This is a genomic window from Saprospiraceae bacterium, from assembly GCA_016719615.1.
In the GTDB taxonomy this organism is placed as follows: domain Bacteria; phylum Bacteroidota; class Bacteroidia; order Chitinophagales; family Saprospiraceae; genus Vicinibacter.
Window position 1 is genome coordinate 1,516,457 of record JADJYQ010000001.1, and the last position, 16,468, is coordinate 1,532,924.

19 protein-coding genes and 1 pseudogene are annotated in these 16,468 nt (G+C 36.0%); 9 read left to right on the forward strand and 11 right to left on the reverse strand.

The annotated features are described in order from the left end of the window. Positions 1-158 precede the first annotated feature (158 nt). The 4 genes from IPM92_06250 to IPM92_06265 are packed head-to-tail and all read left to right on the forward strand — an operon-like array spanning position 159 to position 3,070. On the forward strand, positions 159-839 hold the full coding sequence (locus IPM92_06250) for a metal-dependent hydrolase (protein ID MBK9107981.1): 681 nt from the start codon (positions 159-161) through the stop codon (positions 837-839). Continuing rightward, the gene (locus IPM92_06255; protein ID MBK9107982.1) at positions 840-1,628 is read left to right on the forward strand and encodes a ParA family protein; all 789 of its coding nucleotides are present in this window, start codon (positions 840-842) and stop codon (positions 1,626-1,628) included. Then, positions 1,612-2,502, forward strand: a complete 891-nt coding sequence (locus IPM92_06260; protein ID MBK9107983.1) for a ParB/RepB/Spo0J family partition protein — start codon at positions 1,612-1,614, stop codon at positions 2,500-2,502. Before IPM92_06255 ends, IPM92_06260 begins: the two co-directional genes overlap by 17 nt. After that, positions 2,495-3,070, forward strand: coding sequence for a hypothetical protein (locus IPM92_06265; GenBank protein ID MBK9107984.1), 576 nt, complete (start codon positions 2,495-2,497; stop codon positions 3,068-3,070). Before IPM92_06260 ends, IPM92_06265 begins: the two co-directional genes overlap by 8 nt. A gap of 7 nt (positions 3,071-3,077) precedes the next feature. Here IPM92_06265 and IPM92_06270 read toward each other — a convergent pair whose 3' ends face one another. From IPM92_06270 to IPM92_06280, 3 genes are read right to left on the reverse strand one after another with little or no spacing between them, the layout of a single operon-like run. Continuing rightward, positions 3,078-3,395 carry an SCP2 sterol-binding domain-containing protein gene (locus tag IPM92_06270; protein ID MBK9107985.1) on the reverse strand — a complete coding sequence of 106 codons (318 nt, stop codon included), beginning with the start codon at positions 3,393-3,395 and terminating at the stop codon, positions 3,078-3,080. A gap of 24 nt (positions 3,396-3,419) precedes the next feature. Then, positions 3,420-5,261 carry a M1 family metallopeptidase gene (locus IPM92_06275; GenBank protein ID MBK9107986.1) on the reverse strand — a complete coding sequence of 614 codons (1,842 nt, stop codon included), beginning with the start codon at positions 5,259-5,261 and terminating at the stop codon, positions 3,420-3,422. Continuing rightward, positions 5,258-6,136 (reverse strand): CPBP family intramembrane metalloprotease, encoded by an 879-nt coding sequence (locus tag IPM92_06280; GenBank protein ID MBK9107987.1) that lies wholly within the window; start codon positions 6,134-6,136, stop codon positions 5,258-5,260. The genes IPM92_06275 and IPM92_06280 overlap by 4 nt, the downstream gene beginning before the upstream one ends. Positions 6,137-6,216: 80 nt before the next feature. Between IPM92_06280 and IPM92_06285 the strand changes: the two genes are divergently transcribed. Both IPM92_06285 and IPM92_06290 read left to right on the forward strand, forming a co-directional pair. Further along, positions 6,217-6,771 carry a hypothetical protein gene (locus IPM92_06285; protein ID MBK9107988.1) on the forward strand — a complete coding sequence of 185 codons (555 nt, stop codon included), beginning with the start codon at positions 6,217-6,219 and terminating at the stop codon, positions 6,769-6,771. Continuing rightward, on the forward strand, positions 6,743-6,907 hold the full coding sequence (locus IPM92_06290; protein MBK9107989.1) for a hypothetical protein: 165 nt from the start codon (positions 6,743-6,745) through the stop codon (positions 6,905-6,907). The genes IPM92_06285 and IPM92_06290 overlap by 29 nt, the downstream gene beginning before the upstream one ends. 58 nt (positions 6,908-6,965) lie before the next feature. On the opposite strand, the gene IPM92_06295 is transcribed toward IPM92_06290, so the two are convergent. Both IPM92_06295 and IPM92_06300 read right to left on the reverse strand, forming a co-directional pair. Then, on the reverse strand, positions 6,966-7,508 hold the full coding sequence (locus IPM92_06295) for a cob(I)yrinic acid a,c-diamide adenosyltransferase (GenBank protein MBK9107990.1): 543 nt from the start codon (positions 7,506-7,508) through the stop codon (positions 6,966-6,968). 2 nt (positions 7,509-7,510) lie between these two features. Then, on the reverse strand, positions 7,511-8,185 hold the full coding sequence (locus IPM92_06300; GenBank protein MBK9107991.1) for an ABC transporter ATP-binding protein: 675 nt from the start codon (positions 8,183-8,185) through the stop codon (positions 7,511-7,513). A 165-nt stretch (positions 8,186-8,350) separates the two neighbouring features. On the opposite strand from IPM92_06300, the gene IPM92_06305 reads away from it, so the two are divergent. Next, the gene (locus IPM92_06305) at positions 8,351-8,968 is read left to right on the forward strand and encodes a deoxynucleoside kinase (GenBank protein ID MBK9107992.1); all 618 of its coding nucleotides are present in this window, start codon (positions 8,351-8,353) and stop codon (positions 8,966-8,968) included. A 115-nt stretch (positions 8,969-9,083) separates the two neighbouring features. Here the strand turns inward: IPM92_06305 and IPM92_06310 are convergent, their stop codons facing one another. The 3 genes from IPM92_06310 to IPM92_06320 form a co-directional block, all read right to left on the reverse strand. Next, the gene (locus IPM92_06310) at positions 9,084-10,037 is read right to left on the reverse strand and encodes a magnesium transporter CorA family protein (GenBank protein MBK9107993.1); all 954 of its coding nucleotides are present in this window, start codon (positions 10,035-10,037) and stop codon (positions 9,084-9,086) included. Positions 10,038-10,238: 201 nt separating this feature from the next. Then, a complete protein-coding gene (locus IPM92_06315; GenBank protein MBK9107994.1) occupies positions 10,239-10,601 on the reverse strand; it encodes a hypothetical protein in 363 nt (120 codons plus the stop codon). A gap of 23 nt (positions 10,602-10,624) precedes the next feature. Further along, positions 10,625-11,482 carry an ABC transporter permease gene (locus IPM92_06320; GenBank protein ID MBK9107995.1) on the reverse strand — a complete coding sequence of 286 codons (858 nt, stop codon included), beginning with the start codon at positions 11,480-11,482 and terminating at the stop codon, positions 10,625-10,627. A 76-nt stretch (positions 11,483-11,558) separates the two neighbouring features. Between IPM92_06320 and IPM92_06325 the strand changes: the two are divergent. Together IPM92_06325 and IPM92_06330 are read left to right on the forward strand one after the other, a co-directional pair. Next, positions 11,559-12,846, forward strand: a pseudogene (locus tag IPM92_06325) (tyrosine--tRNA ligase). Positions 12,847-12,853: 7 nt separating this feature from the next. Continuing rightward, positions 12,854-14,116 (forward strand): alpha-hydroxy-acid oxidizing protein, encoded by a 1,263-nt coding sequence (locus IPM92_06330; GenBank protein ID MBK9107996.1) that lies wholly within the window; start codon positions 12,854-12,856, stop codon positions 14,114-14,116. Between the two features lie 21 nt (positions 14,117-14,137). Here IPM92_06330 and msrB read toward each other — a convergent pair whose 3' ends face one another. Genes msrB through rimO form a run of 3 tightly spaced genes read right to left on the reverse strand, consistent with a single transcriptional unit; the run spans position 14,138 to position 16,441 of the window. Continuing rightward, on the reverse strand, positions 14,138-14,677 hold the full coding sequence (gene msrB, locus IPM92_06335) for a peptide-methionine (R)-S-oxide reductase MsrB (protein MBK9107997.1): 540 nt from the start codon (positions 14,675-14,677) through the stop codon (positions 14,138-14,140). Between the two features lie 20 nt (positions 14,678-14,697). Next, positions 14,698-15,114 (reverse strand): hypothetical protein, encoded by a 417-nt coding sequence (locus IPM92_06340; protein MBK9107998.1) that lies wholly within the window; start codon positions 15,112-15,114, stop codon positions 14,698-14,700. Positions 15,115-15,127: 13 nt separating this feature from the next. Then, a complete protein-coding gene (gene rimO, locus IPM92_06345) occupies positions 15,128-16,441 on the reverse strand; it encodes a 30S ribosomal protein S12 methylthiotransferase RimO (GenBank protein ID MBK9107999.1) in 1,314 nt (437 codons plus the stop codon). Between the last annotated feature and the right edge of the window lie 27 nt (positions 16,442-16,468).

The window sequence follows — 16,468 nt, forward strand, 5'->3', positions numbered from 1 at the left end:
GAATTGCGAACATGTTATTGAGTCCATTTTTAGGAAAACGCTAAATTACATTAGGCATCTTGATTTGTTAGCTTGTTGATGGGGCGTTCCAATCGGACTTAGGCTTTTGTTTGGGTTTAGTCGATAGAATTGCCGTAGGTTTGCATGAAATTGAGAACATGAAATTACATTATTACGGGCATTCCTGTTTTGCAGCAGAAATTTCCGGCAAACGCATTTTATTTGATCCTTTTATATCCGCGAATCCCTTAGCCAAAGATATTGACATTGAATCGATTCAAGCAGATTATATCCTGATATCACATGGTCATGGTGATCATATGGCCGATGCTGAACTTATAGCAAAAAATAGTAATGCTTTGATTATCAGTACTTATGAAATCGTAGCATGGTTTGAAAAGCTAGGAATTAAGGGGATTCACATGAATACGGGTGGAAAAATTAAACTTGATTTTGGAACTGTCAAACTGGTAAATGCCATTCATTCAAGTCTATTGCCGGATGGTTCTTATGGAGCGAATCCTGTGGGTTTTTGTATTTTCAATGATGAAACCAGTTTTTACTTTGCCGGAGATACTGCTTTGACTATGGATATGCAATTGATACCAATGATGTGCCCGCCTTTAAAATTTGCAATTTTGCCTATCGGAGACCATTTTACAATGGGATATGAAGATGCCCTGATGGCCAGTGATTTTATCAAGTGTTCGCATATTATTGCCTGTCACTTTAATACTTTTCCACCTATTCAAATCGACGGAGGTGTACTTGAGTCAGCATTTGCAGAAAAAGGTAAATTGCTGACCATACCTAAAATTAACGAAGCAATAAGCATTTAAATGGGCAAAATAATAGCCATAGCCAATCAAAAAGGAGGTGTCGGAAAAACTACAACCTCCATCAATTTAGCATCATGCATTGCCATTCTGGAGCATAAAGTGCTATTAGTAGATGCAGATCCACAATCAAACAGCACTTCCGGCACCGGAGCGATTGTTGAACCCGGCCAAATGAGTTTATATGATTGTATGATCAATGATGTCCCTGCCGAACAGGCCATCATAGCAACCGATACTCCCAATTTATTTATTTTACCCTCAACGATCGATCTTGTTGGTGCCGACATTGAATTGGTTAATATGCAAAATCGCGAGCGGGTCCTGAAAAAAGTATTAGATCCCATCAAAGCAGATTACGATTTTATTTTTATCGATTGCCTTCCTTCATTAGGTTTGATCACCATCAATGCATTGACAGCAGCAGATTCAGTAATTGTTCCAGTGCAATGTGAACTTTTTGCACTAGAAGGCTTGTCTAAAATCAAAAACACAATCGATCTTGTGAAAAGTGTTTTAAACCCAAAGCTTGAAATTGAAGGCGTGCTTTTAAGTATGTATGATAAACGTTTGCGATTGTCTGCGATGGTGATTGAAGATATTAAATCAAATATTAACTTACCGGTATTTGATACGATCATTCATAGAAATTCCAAAATATCAGAAGCTCCGTTGGCGAAAAAACCGGTTGTTTTATATGATGCAGCCAGTAAAGGAAGTCACAATTTTTTAAATTTGGCAGATGAATTTATGCGAAAAAATAAATTGAATACCCATGAAGCAAAAAAATGAGTTGGGAAAAGGTTTGAGAGCATTGTTGTCAAGTATCAATGCAGATACTCCGATGCAGGGTGATGTTACAGAAAGTTCTAAAATCAATGCAGTTAGCTTGATTCCCATAGAAAAGATTTTTGCGAATAAACAACAACCTCGCCATGTTTTTGATGAAGAACTCATAGCTGAATTGGCGGAATCAATAAAAACATATGGCATCATTCAACCGCTTACCGTTCGTCAGGTAGGCTCTGATCAATTTCAAATCATCAGTGGCGAAAGAAGATTCAGAGCTTCGCAATTGGCTGGTTTTAAAGAAATTCCTGTTTACGTCCGGCTTGCAAATGACAACGAGATGCTCGAAATGGCTTTGGTTGAAAACATTCAGCGGGAAGACCTCAATCCAATTGAAGTGGCCATTTCTTATCAAAGATTGTCTGACGAATGTGGCTATACTCAGGAGCAATTATCAGATCGGGTTGGCAAAAAAAGAAGTACTATCAGCAATTATGTGAGACTTTTAAAATTGCCGGTTGAAGTTCAAAATGCAATTAAAGCAAAAAATATAAGTATGGGTCATGCACGCGTCATTGCTGGTGTAGATGATCTCATTTTACAAATGCAACTGTTTAAAGACATTCAAAAAAATGAAATGTCCGTTAGAGAAACAGAAAAAACCTTACAAAGTTATCAAAGGTCTAAAGCCAGACGACCGGCAAGTCCATCAACAAAAACAAGCAATCATGCAATAGAGCCTCTGGAGCAAAAAATGAGCATGTTTTTTGGATATAAAGTTCAAATACAACGAAAAGAGAATGGTGAAGGGCAGATTATCATCAAATTTAAAAATGATCGCCAACTCAATGAAATTCTTGATCGGGTTGATGAGTAAGATATTAATGGTTCGTACATTGATTATGGTCGGCATTTTTGCATACTTTCCAATGCAGTCTTATGCGCAAGAGGCAATAGATACTTTAAAACACTCAAAAGAGCCTTCCAAGAGCATTTTTTCTGTTCTGTTTAGTGGAAAACCCGGTAAAGCTCTCGCCTATTCCTTATTATTACCCGGCGCAGGCCAAGTGTATAACAAGAAATATTGGAAACTGCCTATCGTTTACGCTGGTTTCGGAAGCATGATCTATTTTATTAGTTTCAACAGTACTGAATTCAATCGCTATGATAGAGCACTTCGAGAACGCATTGACAATCCTTCAGATCCACAGGATGAATTCGTTGGCATTTTATCTCTTACCGGTATTGATAGTTATCGAAAATTTTATGATCGCAACTTACAATTAAGTTATATAGGATTGGGAATAGTGTATCTTCTTACTGGTATTGATGCATATGTCGATGCGCACCTCAATCAGTTCGATGTTTCAAAAGATTTAAGTCTTCAATGGGCTCCGGATTTTAGTGGATACGGCGGACAAGTTTTGATGCAATTGAGATTTTGATGAGCGATTACATCCAACCCAGGATTTTTGCAAATTTCAACATTTCTGATTGATTTGAAATTTTCATTTTGCCGGTAAGAATGGCCATCATGGGATTGAGCTCACCTTTAAATATTTTTTTCATGTCCGTCGCATTCGATTTAATAACACATTTTACTTCGCCATGCAGTCCTTCATTACATTGCATGATTCCATTTTGAACAAGAACTGAAATCTGTCCGCCCCCTTCGCCTTCTAAATCAAAATGAAAACAAGTTGACATTCCTTCAAGCGCTTTTGTATTTATTTTTTCGGGCAGATTTAGTAAAAATTCCTTTGTTGTCATAAGTATTTTTTTTTATTTTGAATTTTATTCTGCTGTTTGTAGTAAAGAGCAATCATTAGATACATCTATATCTGCTAACTCATGAGTTGCATTGATGCAAATTTGTTTTATTTCGTTTAATGAAATATTCAGCGACAGTTCATAATAGGGATTTACCCATGACCATGCCGGCTGCATTTGAACTTTTTCTGACTTATCAAATATTTTACAACCGCGCATGAGATTTAATGGTATATAGTAGCTCATTTTTGTCCCATCGGTTTTCGTTAATTCAAGTTCTACAGGCATCGGAAATTCTCCAAATCTTACAAGACGGCAAATGGTTTTGCTTTCTGAAGTATAAACAGAATCTACACCATAGTCTATGGTTTTTGTCGTTTCAGTAAAATATTTTTGAAACCAATCCAATTGAATTTTACTTGTTTTTTCCAATACTCTGAAAAAGTCATTTGGAGTAGGATGTTTAAATCTCCAGGTCCAGTAATACTTTAACATAGCCTCATCAAAGAGCTTTGATCCAAGAATATAATGTAGTTGGTCTAGACATAAGGCGCCTTTGCTGTAAGCCCCCATGCCATAAGCCTTGTTGGTTCTGAAATGATCAGAATGGGTTGAAAGTGGCTCTTCCAGTCCACTCATAGAAAAAGTAGTGAAATTGTCTCTGTTTTCTTTATGGGGAGTAGGACTAGGGATTCCGGGAATAAGTTTCTTTGATTTTAAATAATTCATCGTTTCTTCTTCAGCATAAGATGTAAAGCCTTCATCCATCCATGCGTACAAACTTTCATTTGTAGCCAATACGGCTTGAAACCAACTGTGCATCAATTCATGAATCGTTACGCCTACCAGACTTATCAATGGACGGTTGCCTGTTATGAGTGTTGCCATTGGATATTCCATGCCTCCATCACCACCTTGAATAATGGCATACTTAGGATAGGGATAAGGACCGTATTTGGATTCAATAAATTCAAAGGCTTTATCAACAATATGGGCAAGCTGTTCCCAGGATTCTTTGGAGCTGGGGTCATTTTTATAGTAACTCTCTAAAAGGACTCCATTTGAGCAAGTATGTGATTGATAAATATATTCAGGATCTGCAGCCCAAACAAAATCATGCACATCCTCAGCTTTTATAATCCATTCAAGTTTGGCATCGCCATTTGTATTCAAAGGTTTATTACAGGCACCCTGACCAGGATTTTGAAGTACACCCGTAAAGCCCAGACAATAACTTTGATTAATCTTGATTTGTACTTTATAATCAGCAAATATTCCATAAAATTCTCGAGCTATATATGGATCTGTATGCCAGCCATGAGCATCATATTGGCAAAGTTTCGGATACCATTGAGCCATAGAATAATCAATACCTTCCTTGTTGTTTCTTCCGCTTCTTCTGATTTGTACAGGAACCTGAGCATTGTATTGTAATTCGATAACGATACTATCACCGGGGATACAAGTTTCGTACAGTTTGGCAATTAAGAGAGTCCCCTCCACTTTATAATTTATTTCTTTTTTAAATTGTTTCATTTTTTGAATTTGAATAAATCCAAATTCAGATGGGCTCAATTTAGAAATGCGTTGCCCGATTCTAGCATCCGGATCCGGTAAAGTTCTGGAACGAATATCCATATCACTACCTGGTTGAAATGCGTTAAAGTACAGATGAAAAAACAATTCAAATAAGGTATCCGGACTGTTATTATATAAAATTGTACGTTGGGTTGCAGTATAGCTATGATTTGTTGTATTCATTTCCAGATCAATATCATAACTTGCTCGCATTTGCCAACAATGGCTTTGGCTTTTAACTAATGAAGAAAAGCTGAGTGCTAAAATGATAATAATAAGTGTCCTCATATTTTATAAGAGATATTTAGTTTTTTAATATTTGAAATAAGTTTCGTTTGGAGAAGTATCCAATATAGTACACAAGCACAAATGATTAATTCTACGAAGGAGGTCAACAGACTAATTTTTATGGATTCTAAATTTAAAGACTCATTTATAAAATATTTTGATGGGGACAATGCTAAGGCAGCTAAATTATTTGTGAAATGAATCGCTATCGGGACCGTAATCCCGTCGCTTAATACAGTAAATATACTTAGTATGATGGATACTAAAAAGTAATAGATCAAAACGAGAAATGAGTCAAAAATACTTAGACCTTCGGCTGTATAATGTATAGCGGCAAAGAGTGCGCCAGATAAAATAAATGTGATCCGGAGATCCTTAAATATGAGGTAGAATTGCTGCAACAAATAAGCTCTGAAGAATAATTCTTCAAACAGAACCCATGTAAAAACACTCACGCCGACCAAAAGATTTAAAGAACTGATTTCAAAGGGAAACTCATTAATTTCAAGCCCAAACCATTTAGCTTGAATTTGTGAACTGCTATATAATAAGGTTCCATAGATCAATACGGTCAGGATTATTGATTTTAAAGCAAAAGCATTTGAACCTATGATCCATTGTGATGGCGAAATCTTGTGGAAGAACTTAATACTAAACAGGAGCGACACTATACAAAACGTATAAAATATTGAATTCTTTAATTGAGCATCGTCTGAAAATCCAAGGCTATTGAGCTCAGCAAATATGAAATTCAGCAAAATTTTTATGAAGATGATCAAAGGGATCAAGCAAAACAAAGCAAGCAGGAGAATTGCTTTGCCATATAGGCCCGACTTTGCTTGATTTAAAAACGAGTAGGCTTCGCTTGGATTCATACAGCAAAAGTATTGAATTGAGTCTATTAGCTGGAGAGGCAAAAATGATGTAATTTTGTTTGTGAACTTAATATCCTAGAATGCAATCACTAAAATTAATCGCAGGTTTATCTATTATATTGATTATGAGCAGGTTGGTTCCTCATGCTCCAAATTTTACAGCTACCTTGGCGAGTTTGATTTTTTCGGCTTTAATATTTCGAAAATACATTTTTTGGCTTTTCTTGCTATTCGCCTATTGGGTTTCGGACCTTGCACTCAACAATAGTCTATTCTTAAAAACTGAATTTACCTGGTTTACATCAGGAATAGAATATCTGGTCATCATTTACACTTTGATTTATGTTTTGCTTGTTAAGTTTGGAAAACAGATGAGTGCTCCGATACCTGTATTCGTTACTTCAATATCTTGTTCAGTTCTGTTTTTCATATTTAGTAATTTATCTGTATGGATGAATTCGAGTTTGTACTCAAAGGATATAACTGGAATCATGGAATGTTATGTTGCTGCGATCCCGTTTTTTGGCAATGAAGTTGCAGGCACTTTGTTTTATTGTTCCATCTTTTTTGCTGCCTATTGGTTAATGCAGCCAAGTCTTCAAACAAATGAAATTAAAAGTGGAGCCAGATCTTAGTCAAGAATCTGAAATTGCATTCAGCAATGCTGATTTTTACGAAGAAGAAGGTAAAATTGTATTTACTGAAACTTACCATTTAAAGCGTGGATACTGTTGCCAATCCGGATGCAGACATTGTCCATATTCGAAATGAATATTTGTAATAGATCATTTATGAGAATGGATAGGATTATTCCTAAAATGTTAAATAATTAAGGTAGCCAATAATTCTCCTCCTTTTGATCTTCCTTGCATAAATACCGGGAGTACACAAACAAAAAGTCAGACAATCGATTTAAATAAATGATGATAGATGGATCAACAGATTCATGTGTCGCTAAGCTCACAACCCTTCTTTCTGCCCTTCTGCAAACAGTTCTGCAAACATGAGCCTGAGAAGCTCTTGCTCCACCTCCCGGGAGCACGAAATGTTGAAGAGGATCCAATTGTTTTTCCAAAGTATCCATAAAATGCTCAAGATGTTTTTCGTAATCTTGAATCAGTGGTGGTAGTTTATTGGATATATTTTGGGCATCTGTTGCTAAATGAGAGCCAATGACAAACAAATATGACTGTATTTCCTTCCATCTTACCACCCAGATAGGATCGTTAATACCGGAGAGCAATACCCCTAAATGTGAATTTAATTCATCAACAGTGCCATATGCTTCAATGCGGATATCATCTTTTGAGATGCGTTTGCCCCCAAATAAAGATGTTTCTCCGAAGTCACCAGTTTTAGTGTATATTTTCATGGCTACAAATTTATATCAGACTCTACCATACCATCCTTTAGACGAACAATGCGATGAGCATGCTTTGCGATATCATTTTCGTGTGTGACCAGAATTATCGTATTCCCTAATGAATGTATTTCTTTGAAAATATTCAATATTTCATCACTTGTTTTTGAATCCAGGTTTCCGGTCGGCTCATCTGCCAAAATTAGGGAAGGGTTATTTACCAATGCTCTCGCAATGGCAACTCTTTGTCTTTGGCCTCCGCTCAATTCGTTGGGTTTGTGCGTCATTCGATCTGCCAGACCAACTGCTTCCAACTTTTCTTTGGCTATATTTTCTCTTTCTTTTTTGGATTTGCCTGCATATACTAATGGCATAGCCACATTTTCAAGAGCAGTCATTCTAGGCAATAAATTGAAAGTTTGGAACACAAAGCCAATTTCCTTATTTCTAATTTCTGCAAGTTCATTATCATTCATAGTGCCAACAGATTTGTTGTTAAGGATGTAAGTTCCGGAACTTGGACTATCCAGGCAGCCAATGACGTTCATTAAGGTGGATTTGCCACTTCCTGAAGGTCCCATCAAAGCCAGGAATTCGTTTCTTTCGATGCATAAATTAACATCTCTTAAAGCTTCGATGACCTCCTCCCCCATTTTATAGATCTTTTTGATATTTTCAAGCACTATCAGCTTATTCTCCATATTCATTCTTTCTCCGTAAAATTAAAGCTTTTTTGACTTGTTTATGGCAGCTATTAGGCGATCTATGGAACTTCGAAGACTAGCTGTCGGTTATTTTCGATGAATCCATAAGTTTCTTTATTTTGCATGCTTATTGAAGTTACCAAAGTATAAATGAAGCATATAGCAGTTGCGGGAAATATCGGATGCGGAAAAACCAGTTTATGTGAAGTTCTGGGTCATCACTACCAGTGGGATATCCTCTATGAGGATACTACTACAAACCCTTATTTAAGTGATTTCTATTATGATATGACCCGATGGTCATTTAATCTTCAGGTGTATTTTTTGAATTCGAGATTTCGGCAGATTGTCGAAATACAAAAGGGTGAGAATACGGTTATTCAGGATCGTACGATCTATGAAGACGCGCATATATTTGCTCCAAATCTTCATGAAATGGGACTGATGTCGAAAAGAGATTTTGATAACTATTTTTCACTGTTTCAAATCATGATGAGTACGATAAGGCCACCCGATCTCATCATTTATCTGAAGGCATCTATTCCCACGCTTGTAAATCATATACAAATGCGAGGACGGGATTATGAAGGAAATATGAGTCTCGACTATTTAAAAAAATTGAATCAACGATATGATGATTGGATTGAGATGTATGATGAAAGTCCAAAAGTCATTATTCAAACTGATCAACTTGATTTTATCAATGAAGCCGAACATCTTGGACAGGTCATTGAATCGGTAAATGCACATATACATGGATTGTTTTAAAGTATTGTGCATGAATCATCGTGTCAATTCACTACACGCCTTGTGAAGTTTTTTTCAATCAACGTAGCACTTTTAAACAAGAAAATTTAATTCGTAATTTGGAAAAAGTTGGGCACTAAAAAAACTTGCGTTCTTTAAAAACCCAGGCAATAATTAGGCTGAGCATAACTGAAGCAAACATTACCAGGTAAAAGGAAACATTTGAATCTCCTAATGAAAACGGCATGGGTACATTCATTCCAAAAAAACTGGATATCAAAGTAGGAACCATCAGAATGACCGTTATGACAGTCAGTCTATTCACAAATTTATTCAGGTTATTGGAAATAATGGATGCGTATGCCTCCATCGTGCCGTTCAGAATGTTCGTATATAATTGGGCTACTTCCCTGGCCTGGTTATTATCAACGATAATATCTTCAAAGAGTTCTGAATAATCTTCATTATTCTTGATACTTAAAAAATCAGTTCGCTTCATTTTTAACTTTAGTAACTCATTGGCACTTAATGAATTTACAAAATACACCAGAGATTTTTCTATGCGAAGCAAACTCCTTAATTCTTCAGATCTGCTGGAATGATATAACTCTTGTTCAATTAAATTTCGTCTTAAATTTAATTTTCGAAGATCTTCCAAAAACAAGCGAACGGTTTGTTCAAATATTTGAAGAATAAACAATGTTTCATTTTGAATCAGAAATCCTTTAACTCTATTGTCTATAAACTTTTCGATGACCGGACTCTCCACACTGCAAATTGTAATTAATTTTCCCTGGCATAAAATAATTCCCAATGGAACGGTAATGAATATGGGATCATTTTCTTTTTCAGTTTCATTAAGTACGGGTGTATTTATAATGATGCTTCGGGCTTCATCATATCGCTCATAACGCGCTCTCTCTTCAATGTCTAATGGATCGGTTAAAAAGTCAGATTCAATTCCAAGGGTTGTTGCAAAGCCGTCGAGCTCCCCTGGTAAAAACGGTGGAGATAGATCAATCCAGTAAGCCTCTTCTAAAGAATCGGTTTCCTGAAATGTTTGATTTCCGGTGGTATAAAAACGAATCATCCAGTGCTTTTTCTTCTTGAATTGATTTCATTACAACTGAGCTCTTAAAGCAAACAAAGGTAACAAAAAGCAGACCAAATAGAACATTGATCAAGATTAAATCCAACTCCAGTGAATAAATTCATATATGTATTTATTTTGAGTTCGATTCTATTTAGATAACATTGATTTATATATTTAATAAAACAAATATGAATTAATTTATCTGAATTTTAATGCCTGAACTGGTTTGATAAATGAAACTAACCAGCTAGGTACCAATAGGCATATGATGATCACTGCAAAAAAAATTAAATTAAGCGCAAGAATAGGCCAAAGATTTAAATCTACAGGAGCATGCGAAAGATAGTAATCGGCCTCACTCAATTTAATGATTTTATACTTATCCTGAAAATAAATGAGCCCATATCCTGCAAGATTGCCTAAAATTAAACTTGATGTAATGATTTTCGTTGCATATTTTAAGAATATTTTGCGTTGGTCCCAAAATGGCATTCCCAAGACTGTAAGTACACCGATCATATGCGTGCGTTCTAAAATAAGAATCATTAATGTTGTCGACATATTTATGATACAAACACTTAAAATCAATATGAGTATAAAAGCTTTAGTGATGTCTTGTAAGGATAACCATTCAAATATTTGTGGAAACTTGAACCGAATTGTTTCTGAATACCAGGTGTCAGGCAAAATTTCTTCAAAAAGTTTTTATTGACGATTTCGGCTTCTAAAACATCATTGCATATGACTTCTAATCCACTGACCTGGTGGGCTTCTAATCCCAGAAGAGTTTGCAATAATTGAATATCCACAAAAGCAAACTTTTTGTCGTATTCTCCAAGCCCTGTATTGTAAATGCCTGAAATGCGCACCTTTCTTTTTAACACTTCATTATCTACAAAAAAATGGAGAATTATGGATTGTCCTATTTTAGTTTCTAACCTTTCTGCTGTTTCTTTTGAGATCATAACATCTCTGCTGGGTTCAGATGAGTTCAATTCCAATGTTTTTCCCTCTACCAGGAAATTATTAAAGAATTCCCAATGAAAATCTTTACCAACACCTTTAAGAAATAAGCCCTCATTGAATTCACTTTGGCTCATGATGGAAGGATACAGCAAAAATGATTGTACATGTTGAATCATGGGCTTGCCGTCGATATCAACACAAGATGTTTTGATGGAATTGCGAATAGAGTCATTTACAATGAGCATGATTGGTTCCTGGCTTTGGCTTGCCTTAATATCAGAAATTCGGATATGACCCCAGAATCCGAAAACTTTTTTTGCAATTTCAGTTTGAAATCCGTTAAATATGCTCTGTGCCACGATCATAACGGCAAGGCTAAGGCTTGTAGCTATTACAGAAAGCCTTATGATGCTTTTTGTAAATGATTTTTTGAAACTCGAAAAAGACCTTTTGGCAATAAAATTATAGACTTTCATAATCAATGGGCATCTAACGTAGGCCTATATTTAACTTATTGGATTAATTTTGCAAACTTACAGAACTTCGAGTGGTATGCAAAGAAAAGACTTTTTGGCAGAGTTGCAGTGGCGCAATATGTTACAGGATTTTACACCTGGTTTGGATGAGTATCTTTCTTCTGGAATTCGAAAAGCATATATTGGTTTTGATCCAACTGCCAAATCATTGGGAATTGGAAATTATGTACAAATCATGCTCCTTACCCAATTTCAAAGGGCAGGGCATCAGCCTGTTGTAGTCATGGGCGGCGCAACCGGAAGAATAGGTGACCCATCCGGAAAAGATAAAGAGCGAGACTTAAAGTCCATGGAAGAATTAGATGAGAATATTCGTTTCCAGGAAAAACAATTGAGGACTTTGCTTGATTTTGAAAACGGTGAGAATAATGCCATTTGGATCAATAATTATGATTTTTATAAGGACATGAATGTTTTAAGCTTTTTGCGCGATGTGGGAAAACATATGACCATTAATTATATGATGTCTAAAGAATCCGTTAAAAAGAGATTGGAAACAGGCATTTCTTTTACCGAATTTTCTTATCAATTGTTGCAAGCATACGATTTTCTTTGTCTGTACGAAAAAGAGGATTGTAGAATACAAATGGGTGGATCTGATCAATGGGGAAATATTACTTCAGGTACAGAGATGATTGGGAAATGTATTCCAGGTTCAAAAGCATATGCATTGACAACTCCCCTATTAACAAAGTCTGATGGTAAAAAATTTGGTAAAACAGAAGAAGGAAATATTTTTTTAGATAAGGAATTTACTAGCCCCTATAAATTTTATCAGTTTTGGTTAAACAGTGATGACGCCGATATAAAAAAAACTTTATAGATATTTTAGTTTAAAATCTTTTGAAGAAATTAGTTCTTTAGAACAGCTCAATGAGGATGAGCCTATTTTATTAAAGAAGTTACTGGCAGAAGAAATAACATCTAGAATACATGGCGCCAGCGCGCTTCAAAGTGTGCAACAGGTTTCAGAATTGTTATTTAATAAGAATTGCTCAAATGAATTTTTATTTAGTCTGCCTGAAGAAACTTTCGTGCAATTAAAGTCAGAGATCCCGCATTATCAAATCGCACGAGAACTTAATACAACAGATATCGGACTGGTAAATTTAATGACGGAAGGTACAGGCCATCTAGCTTCGAAATCTGAAGCCAGACGAGCAATTCAATCAAATGCAATTTCCATCAATAAAATTCGGATATCTGATCCGGAAACTTCATTGAATGTTGATAACTGGATACTGGGTAAATATATCGTTGTTGAAAATGGTAAAAAGAATAAGTTTATCGTAGAGCTTGTATGAGTATACAATGAAATTCAAAATTGGGATAGAGCGGCAAAGGCAAATTTATTTGGACGCCATCTTTGGAAAAAAGTCTTCAATCCCGCAGAATTATAATTCCTTAGAACAATTATGTAGACAGTCATTACCTGAAAAATATTTTAATTATATTTTTACTGGTGCCGGCGATAATTGTGGCGTTAAAAATAATCAAGAGGCTTTTAAAAAATACGAGATCCTGCCGCGCTGGTGCAGAGGTCTAAAAGATCCGGATTTGTCTATTCATCTTTGCGGCTACAAGCTCGATTTTCCGATACTATTTGCACCTATAGGTGTTTTAGAACTTGCTCATCGTCATGCGGATGCAGAGTTAGCAAGGGCTTCTTGTGGTACGCGCATACCAATGATTGTGTCGAGCCAGTCGTCTATCTCATTGGAGCATTGTGCAAACATTATAAGAGATGTGCCCTGGTGGTTTCAATTGTATTTTAGCCAGTCTAAAGAGTTGACGCAAAGTTTTGTCAGAAGAGCTGAAGATGCGGGCGCCAGTGCCATCGTGTTAACCCTGGATACGGTCATGCTTGGTTGGAGAAATTTGGATCTTGAAACAGCTTACCTGCCTTTTCTGGAAGGTAAAGGAATCGCAAATTATACTTCAGATCCTTATTTTTTAGCTTGTTTAGAAAATGAAATCATTTCGAATGAAAGTAAAGGTAAACCATCGCTGTTGCATATTCTAAAATTGTTTAATTCGTTTCCCGGCAATATTTTAGACAAACTACGAAGTAAAAATCCGATAAAAGCTGTTCAACTTTTTACGCGCAGCTATTCGAGACCTGAATTGAATTGGGATGATATAAAATGGTTAAGAGCACAAACAAATTTACCAATTTTTCTAAAAGGCATTTTGCATGCTGCTGATGCGATTAAGACAGTTGATACAGGTTGTAATGGAGTTATTGTATCTAATCACGGGGGAAGACAGATCAATAACAATGCTGCGAGTTTGGATTGTCTAGCAGATATTCGAAAAAACGTGGACGAAAATTTTCCTGTTATACTCGATAGCGGAATTCGATCCGGAACAGATATATTTATTGCATTGGCTTTAGGGGCCAACGCTGTATCCATTGGAAGACCTTATGTATATGCTATGCATTTAGCCGGACATAAGGGCGTGGAGGAATTGATGGCCAATTATATTTCTGAATTAAAAATTCTTATGAGCTTAACCGGTTGTGCAAATATTGAAGAAATTTCAAGAGCCGGACTGGTACGATGTAAAACTTAACAGCAAGAGATAAATGAATGCTTATTTAATACTTGCATTCTTAACAAAATCCAAGGAAACTGAATTGATGCAAAACCTTTTACCGGTAGGTTTAGGACCATCGTCAAAAACATGCCCTAAATGCCCATCGCATTGGGCGCAGAGAACTTCTACGCGCTGCATTCCATAACTGTTGTCGGTTTTTTCAGAAACGAGATGACTTTGAATGGCATTTGTAAAACTGGGCCAACCGGTACCTGAATCAAATTTATCGGAAGCATTAAAAAGAGGAAGCTGACATGCTTTGCAACAATAAATTCCTTTTTCGTGTTGATCCCAATACTTGCCACTAAAAGCTCTTTCGGTTCCATGTTCACGCAAAACATAAAATGATTCTTTATCTAATTGATTACGCCAATCTTCTTGTGATTTTATTGCTTTTACAATAGTAGTTGGAATGTTAATAGCAGTATCTCTCCCCTTTTCTTTTGATTCATAAACAGTAGCCTGAGATTTTTTCTCCTGGCAAGATGCATGGTGTAAAATCAATGGGAATATTAAATATAAAAAATGTAATTTCATTGAATTTGATTTATGGATGCTCATTTTTGTTTGAGTGCCAGGTCAACTATTTTTCGGATCATTGCTATAATGACCATGAATACTAAGTATACAATGCTGAGTACATATATAATCCAGGAGTGACTTGCTGCCGCTTTCAGATTTATACCGGTTAACATTGAACTTATCAAACACACAGCTAGCGCGAGGCCTACATAGGTAAAAATTGCATTTCTGTAGTAAAGCATTCGATTATTGGCATTAAAGCAAAAAATGCTGCTCATCATAATATAAAAAAAAAGGAGAGACGTTGCAAACAGCCATGTATTCAGATCTTGTTTGTTAATGAGTTGACTTTGTTCAAGGCCAAAATTGAATAAGGCCAATACGAGAAATATGCTCAATGCAAGAATTCCTTGACCTATTGGCGAGACATAATATTTTTCAAGTTTTTTCATTCTGATTACTAAATTAAACGGGAATACCGAATAAATCGTATGGCTCAGCTTTGGTGATTTTAATAGTTTCAAAATCACCTATTCGTATATACTTATTAGAATTTGAAGGAATGTGGACTTCATTATCTACATCAGGGCTATCAAATTCTGTTCTGCCAATATAATTTTTTCCTTCTTTGCGATCTATTAGCGTTTTAAATTGTTTGCCCACTTTCTTTTCGTTGAGTTCGAGACTAATGTCTTCCTGCAGTTGCATTAAATGTTGAGCTCTTTGTTCTTTAAGCTCAGGGCTGTGTATATCTTTTAAAGAAGATGCAATGGTGTCATCTTCATGCGAATAAGTGAATACTCCAATTCTCTCAAATTTGGATTCTTGAACAAATTCGCATAATTCGTCGAAGTCTTCACTGGTTTCTTCAGGGTATCCAACTAAAAATGTAGTGCGCAAATGAATTTCAGGATGTAAAATTCTGATTGTTTTGATCAATTCTGTAGTTTCTTCTTTTGAAATTTGTCTTCGCATACTTTTTAGCACCCGGCTTGAAATATGTTGTAATGGCATATCAAGATAACTGCATATTTTGGGTTCTGCTTTCATGAGTTCAATAATCTCCAAAGGAAAATTTGAAGGGTATGCGTAATGCAATCGAATCCACTCTATTCCATCAATTTCTGTAAGAGCTTTGAGCAGATCGTTGAGTCTTCTTTTTTTATAAATATCCAAACCATAATAGGTCAATTCCTGTGCAATCAAGATGAGTTCTTTGACACCATTTTTTGCAAAATTTCGGGCTTGCAGCACTAAATCTTCAATGGGTGTTGACTTATGCTGACCACGCATGAGTGGAATTGCACAAAAACTGCAAGTGCGATTACAACCTTCGGAAATTTTTAAGTATGCATAGTGTGAAGGCGTAGACAAAAGTCTTTCCCCAATAAGATCCTGTCGAAAATCAACATTTAGCCTAGACAATAATGCAGGCATATCCATGGTTCCAAAGTAGGCATCTACTTCCGGTATTTCATCTTCCAAATTTTCTTTATACCGCTGGGAGAGGCATCCGGTTACATAGAGTGTTTCAATTTTACCTTCGGTTTTTAATTTCGCAAACTCGAGTATGGTTTGAATGGATTCTTCCTTTGCCCTTTCAATGAAACCGCAAGTGTTGACAATCACTGTCTCTGGACCATAATCTTTCCCATTGTGCTGGACTTCGAAATTGTTATGTGCCAGTTGAGTTATTATATTCTCCGAATCTACCCAATTTTTTGAGCAGCCTAAAGTAACAAGCTGTACTTTTCTCTTGTTATGTGTTTTTGTACGCAAAATTTGTTTTGGCAAAGATAACAAAGC

Excerpts from the sequence above, each read along its gene's own strand:
- IPM92_06270 (MBK9107985.1), bottom strand. The coding sequence starts at position 3,395 with ATGACAACAAAGGAATTTTTACTAAATCTGCCCGAAAAAATAAATACA.
- IPM92_06320 (MBK9107995.1), bottom strand. The coding sequence starts at position 11,482 with ATGAAAGTCTATAATTTTATTGCCAAAAGGTCTTTTTCGAGTTTCAAA.
- msrB (MBK9107997.1), bottom strand. The coding sequence starts at position 14,677 with ATGAAATTACATTTTTTATATTTAATATTCCCATTGATTTTACACCAT.
- IPM92_06295 (MBK9107990.1), bottom strand. The coding sequence starts at position 7,508 with ATGAAAATATACACTAAAACTGGTGACTTCGGAGAAACATCTTTATTT.
- IPM92_06305 (MBK9107992.1), top strand. The coding sequence starts at position 8,351 with ATGAAGCATATAGCAGTTGCGGGAAATATCGGATGCGGAAAAACCAGT.
- IPM92_06255 (MBK9107982.1), top strand. The coding sequence starts at position 840 with ATGGGCAAAATAATAGCCATAGCCAATCAAAAAGGAGGTGTCGGAAAA.
- IPM92_06285 (MBK9107988.1), top strand. The coding sequence starts at position 6,217 with ATGCAATCACTAAAATTAATCGCAGGTTTATCTATTATATTGATTATG.
- IPM92_06280 (MBK9107987.1), bottom strand. The coding sequence starts at position 6,136 with ATGAATCCAAGCGAAGCCTACTCGTTTTTAAATCAAGCAAAGTCGGGC.
- IPM92_06315 (MBK9107994.1), bottom strand. The coding sequence starts at position 10,601 with ATGTCGACAACATTAATGATTCTTATTTTAGAACGCACGCATATGATC.
- IPM92_06290 (MBK9107989.1), top strand. The coding sequence starts at position 6,743 with ATGAAATTAAAAGTGGAGCCAGATCTTAGTCAAGAATCTGAAATTGCA.
- IPM92_06260 (MBK9107983.1), top strand. The coding sequence starts at position 1,612 with ATGAAGCAAAAAAATGAGTTGGGAAAAGGTTTGAGAGCATTGTTGTCA.
- IPM92_06275 (MBK9107986.1), bottom strand. The coding sequence starts at position 5,261 with ATGAGGACACTTATTATTATCATTTTAGCACTCAGCTTTTCTTCATTA.
- IPM92_06340 (MBK9107998.1), bottom strand. The coding sequence starts at position 15,114 with ATGAAAAAACTTGAAAAATATTATGTCTCGCCAATAGGTCAAGGAATT.
- IPM92_06250 (MBK9107981.1), top strand. The coding sequence starts at position 159 with ATGAAATTACATTATTACGGGCATTCCTGTTTTGCAGCAGAAATTTCC.
- IPM92_06310 (MBK9107993.1), bottom strand. The coding sequence starts at position 10,037 with ATGATTCGTTTTTATACCACCGGAAATCAAACATTTCAGGAAACCGAT.
- IPM92_06265 (MBK9107984.1), top strand. The coding sequence starts at position 2,495 with ATGAGTAAGATATTAATGGTTCGTACATTGATTATGGTCGGCATTTTT.
- IPM92_06330 (MBK9107996.1), top strand. The coding sequence starts at position 12,854 with ATGAAATTCAAAATTGGGATAGAGCGGCAAAGGCAAATTTATTTGGAC.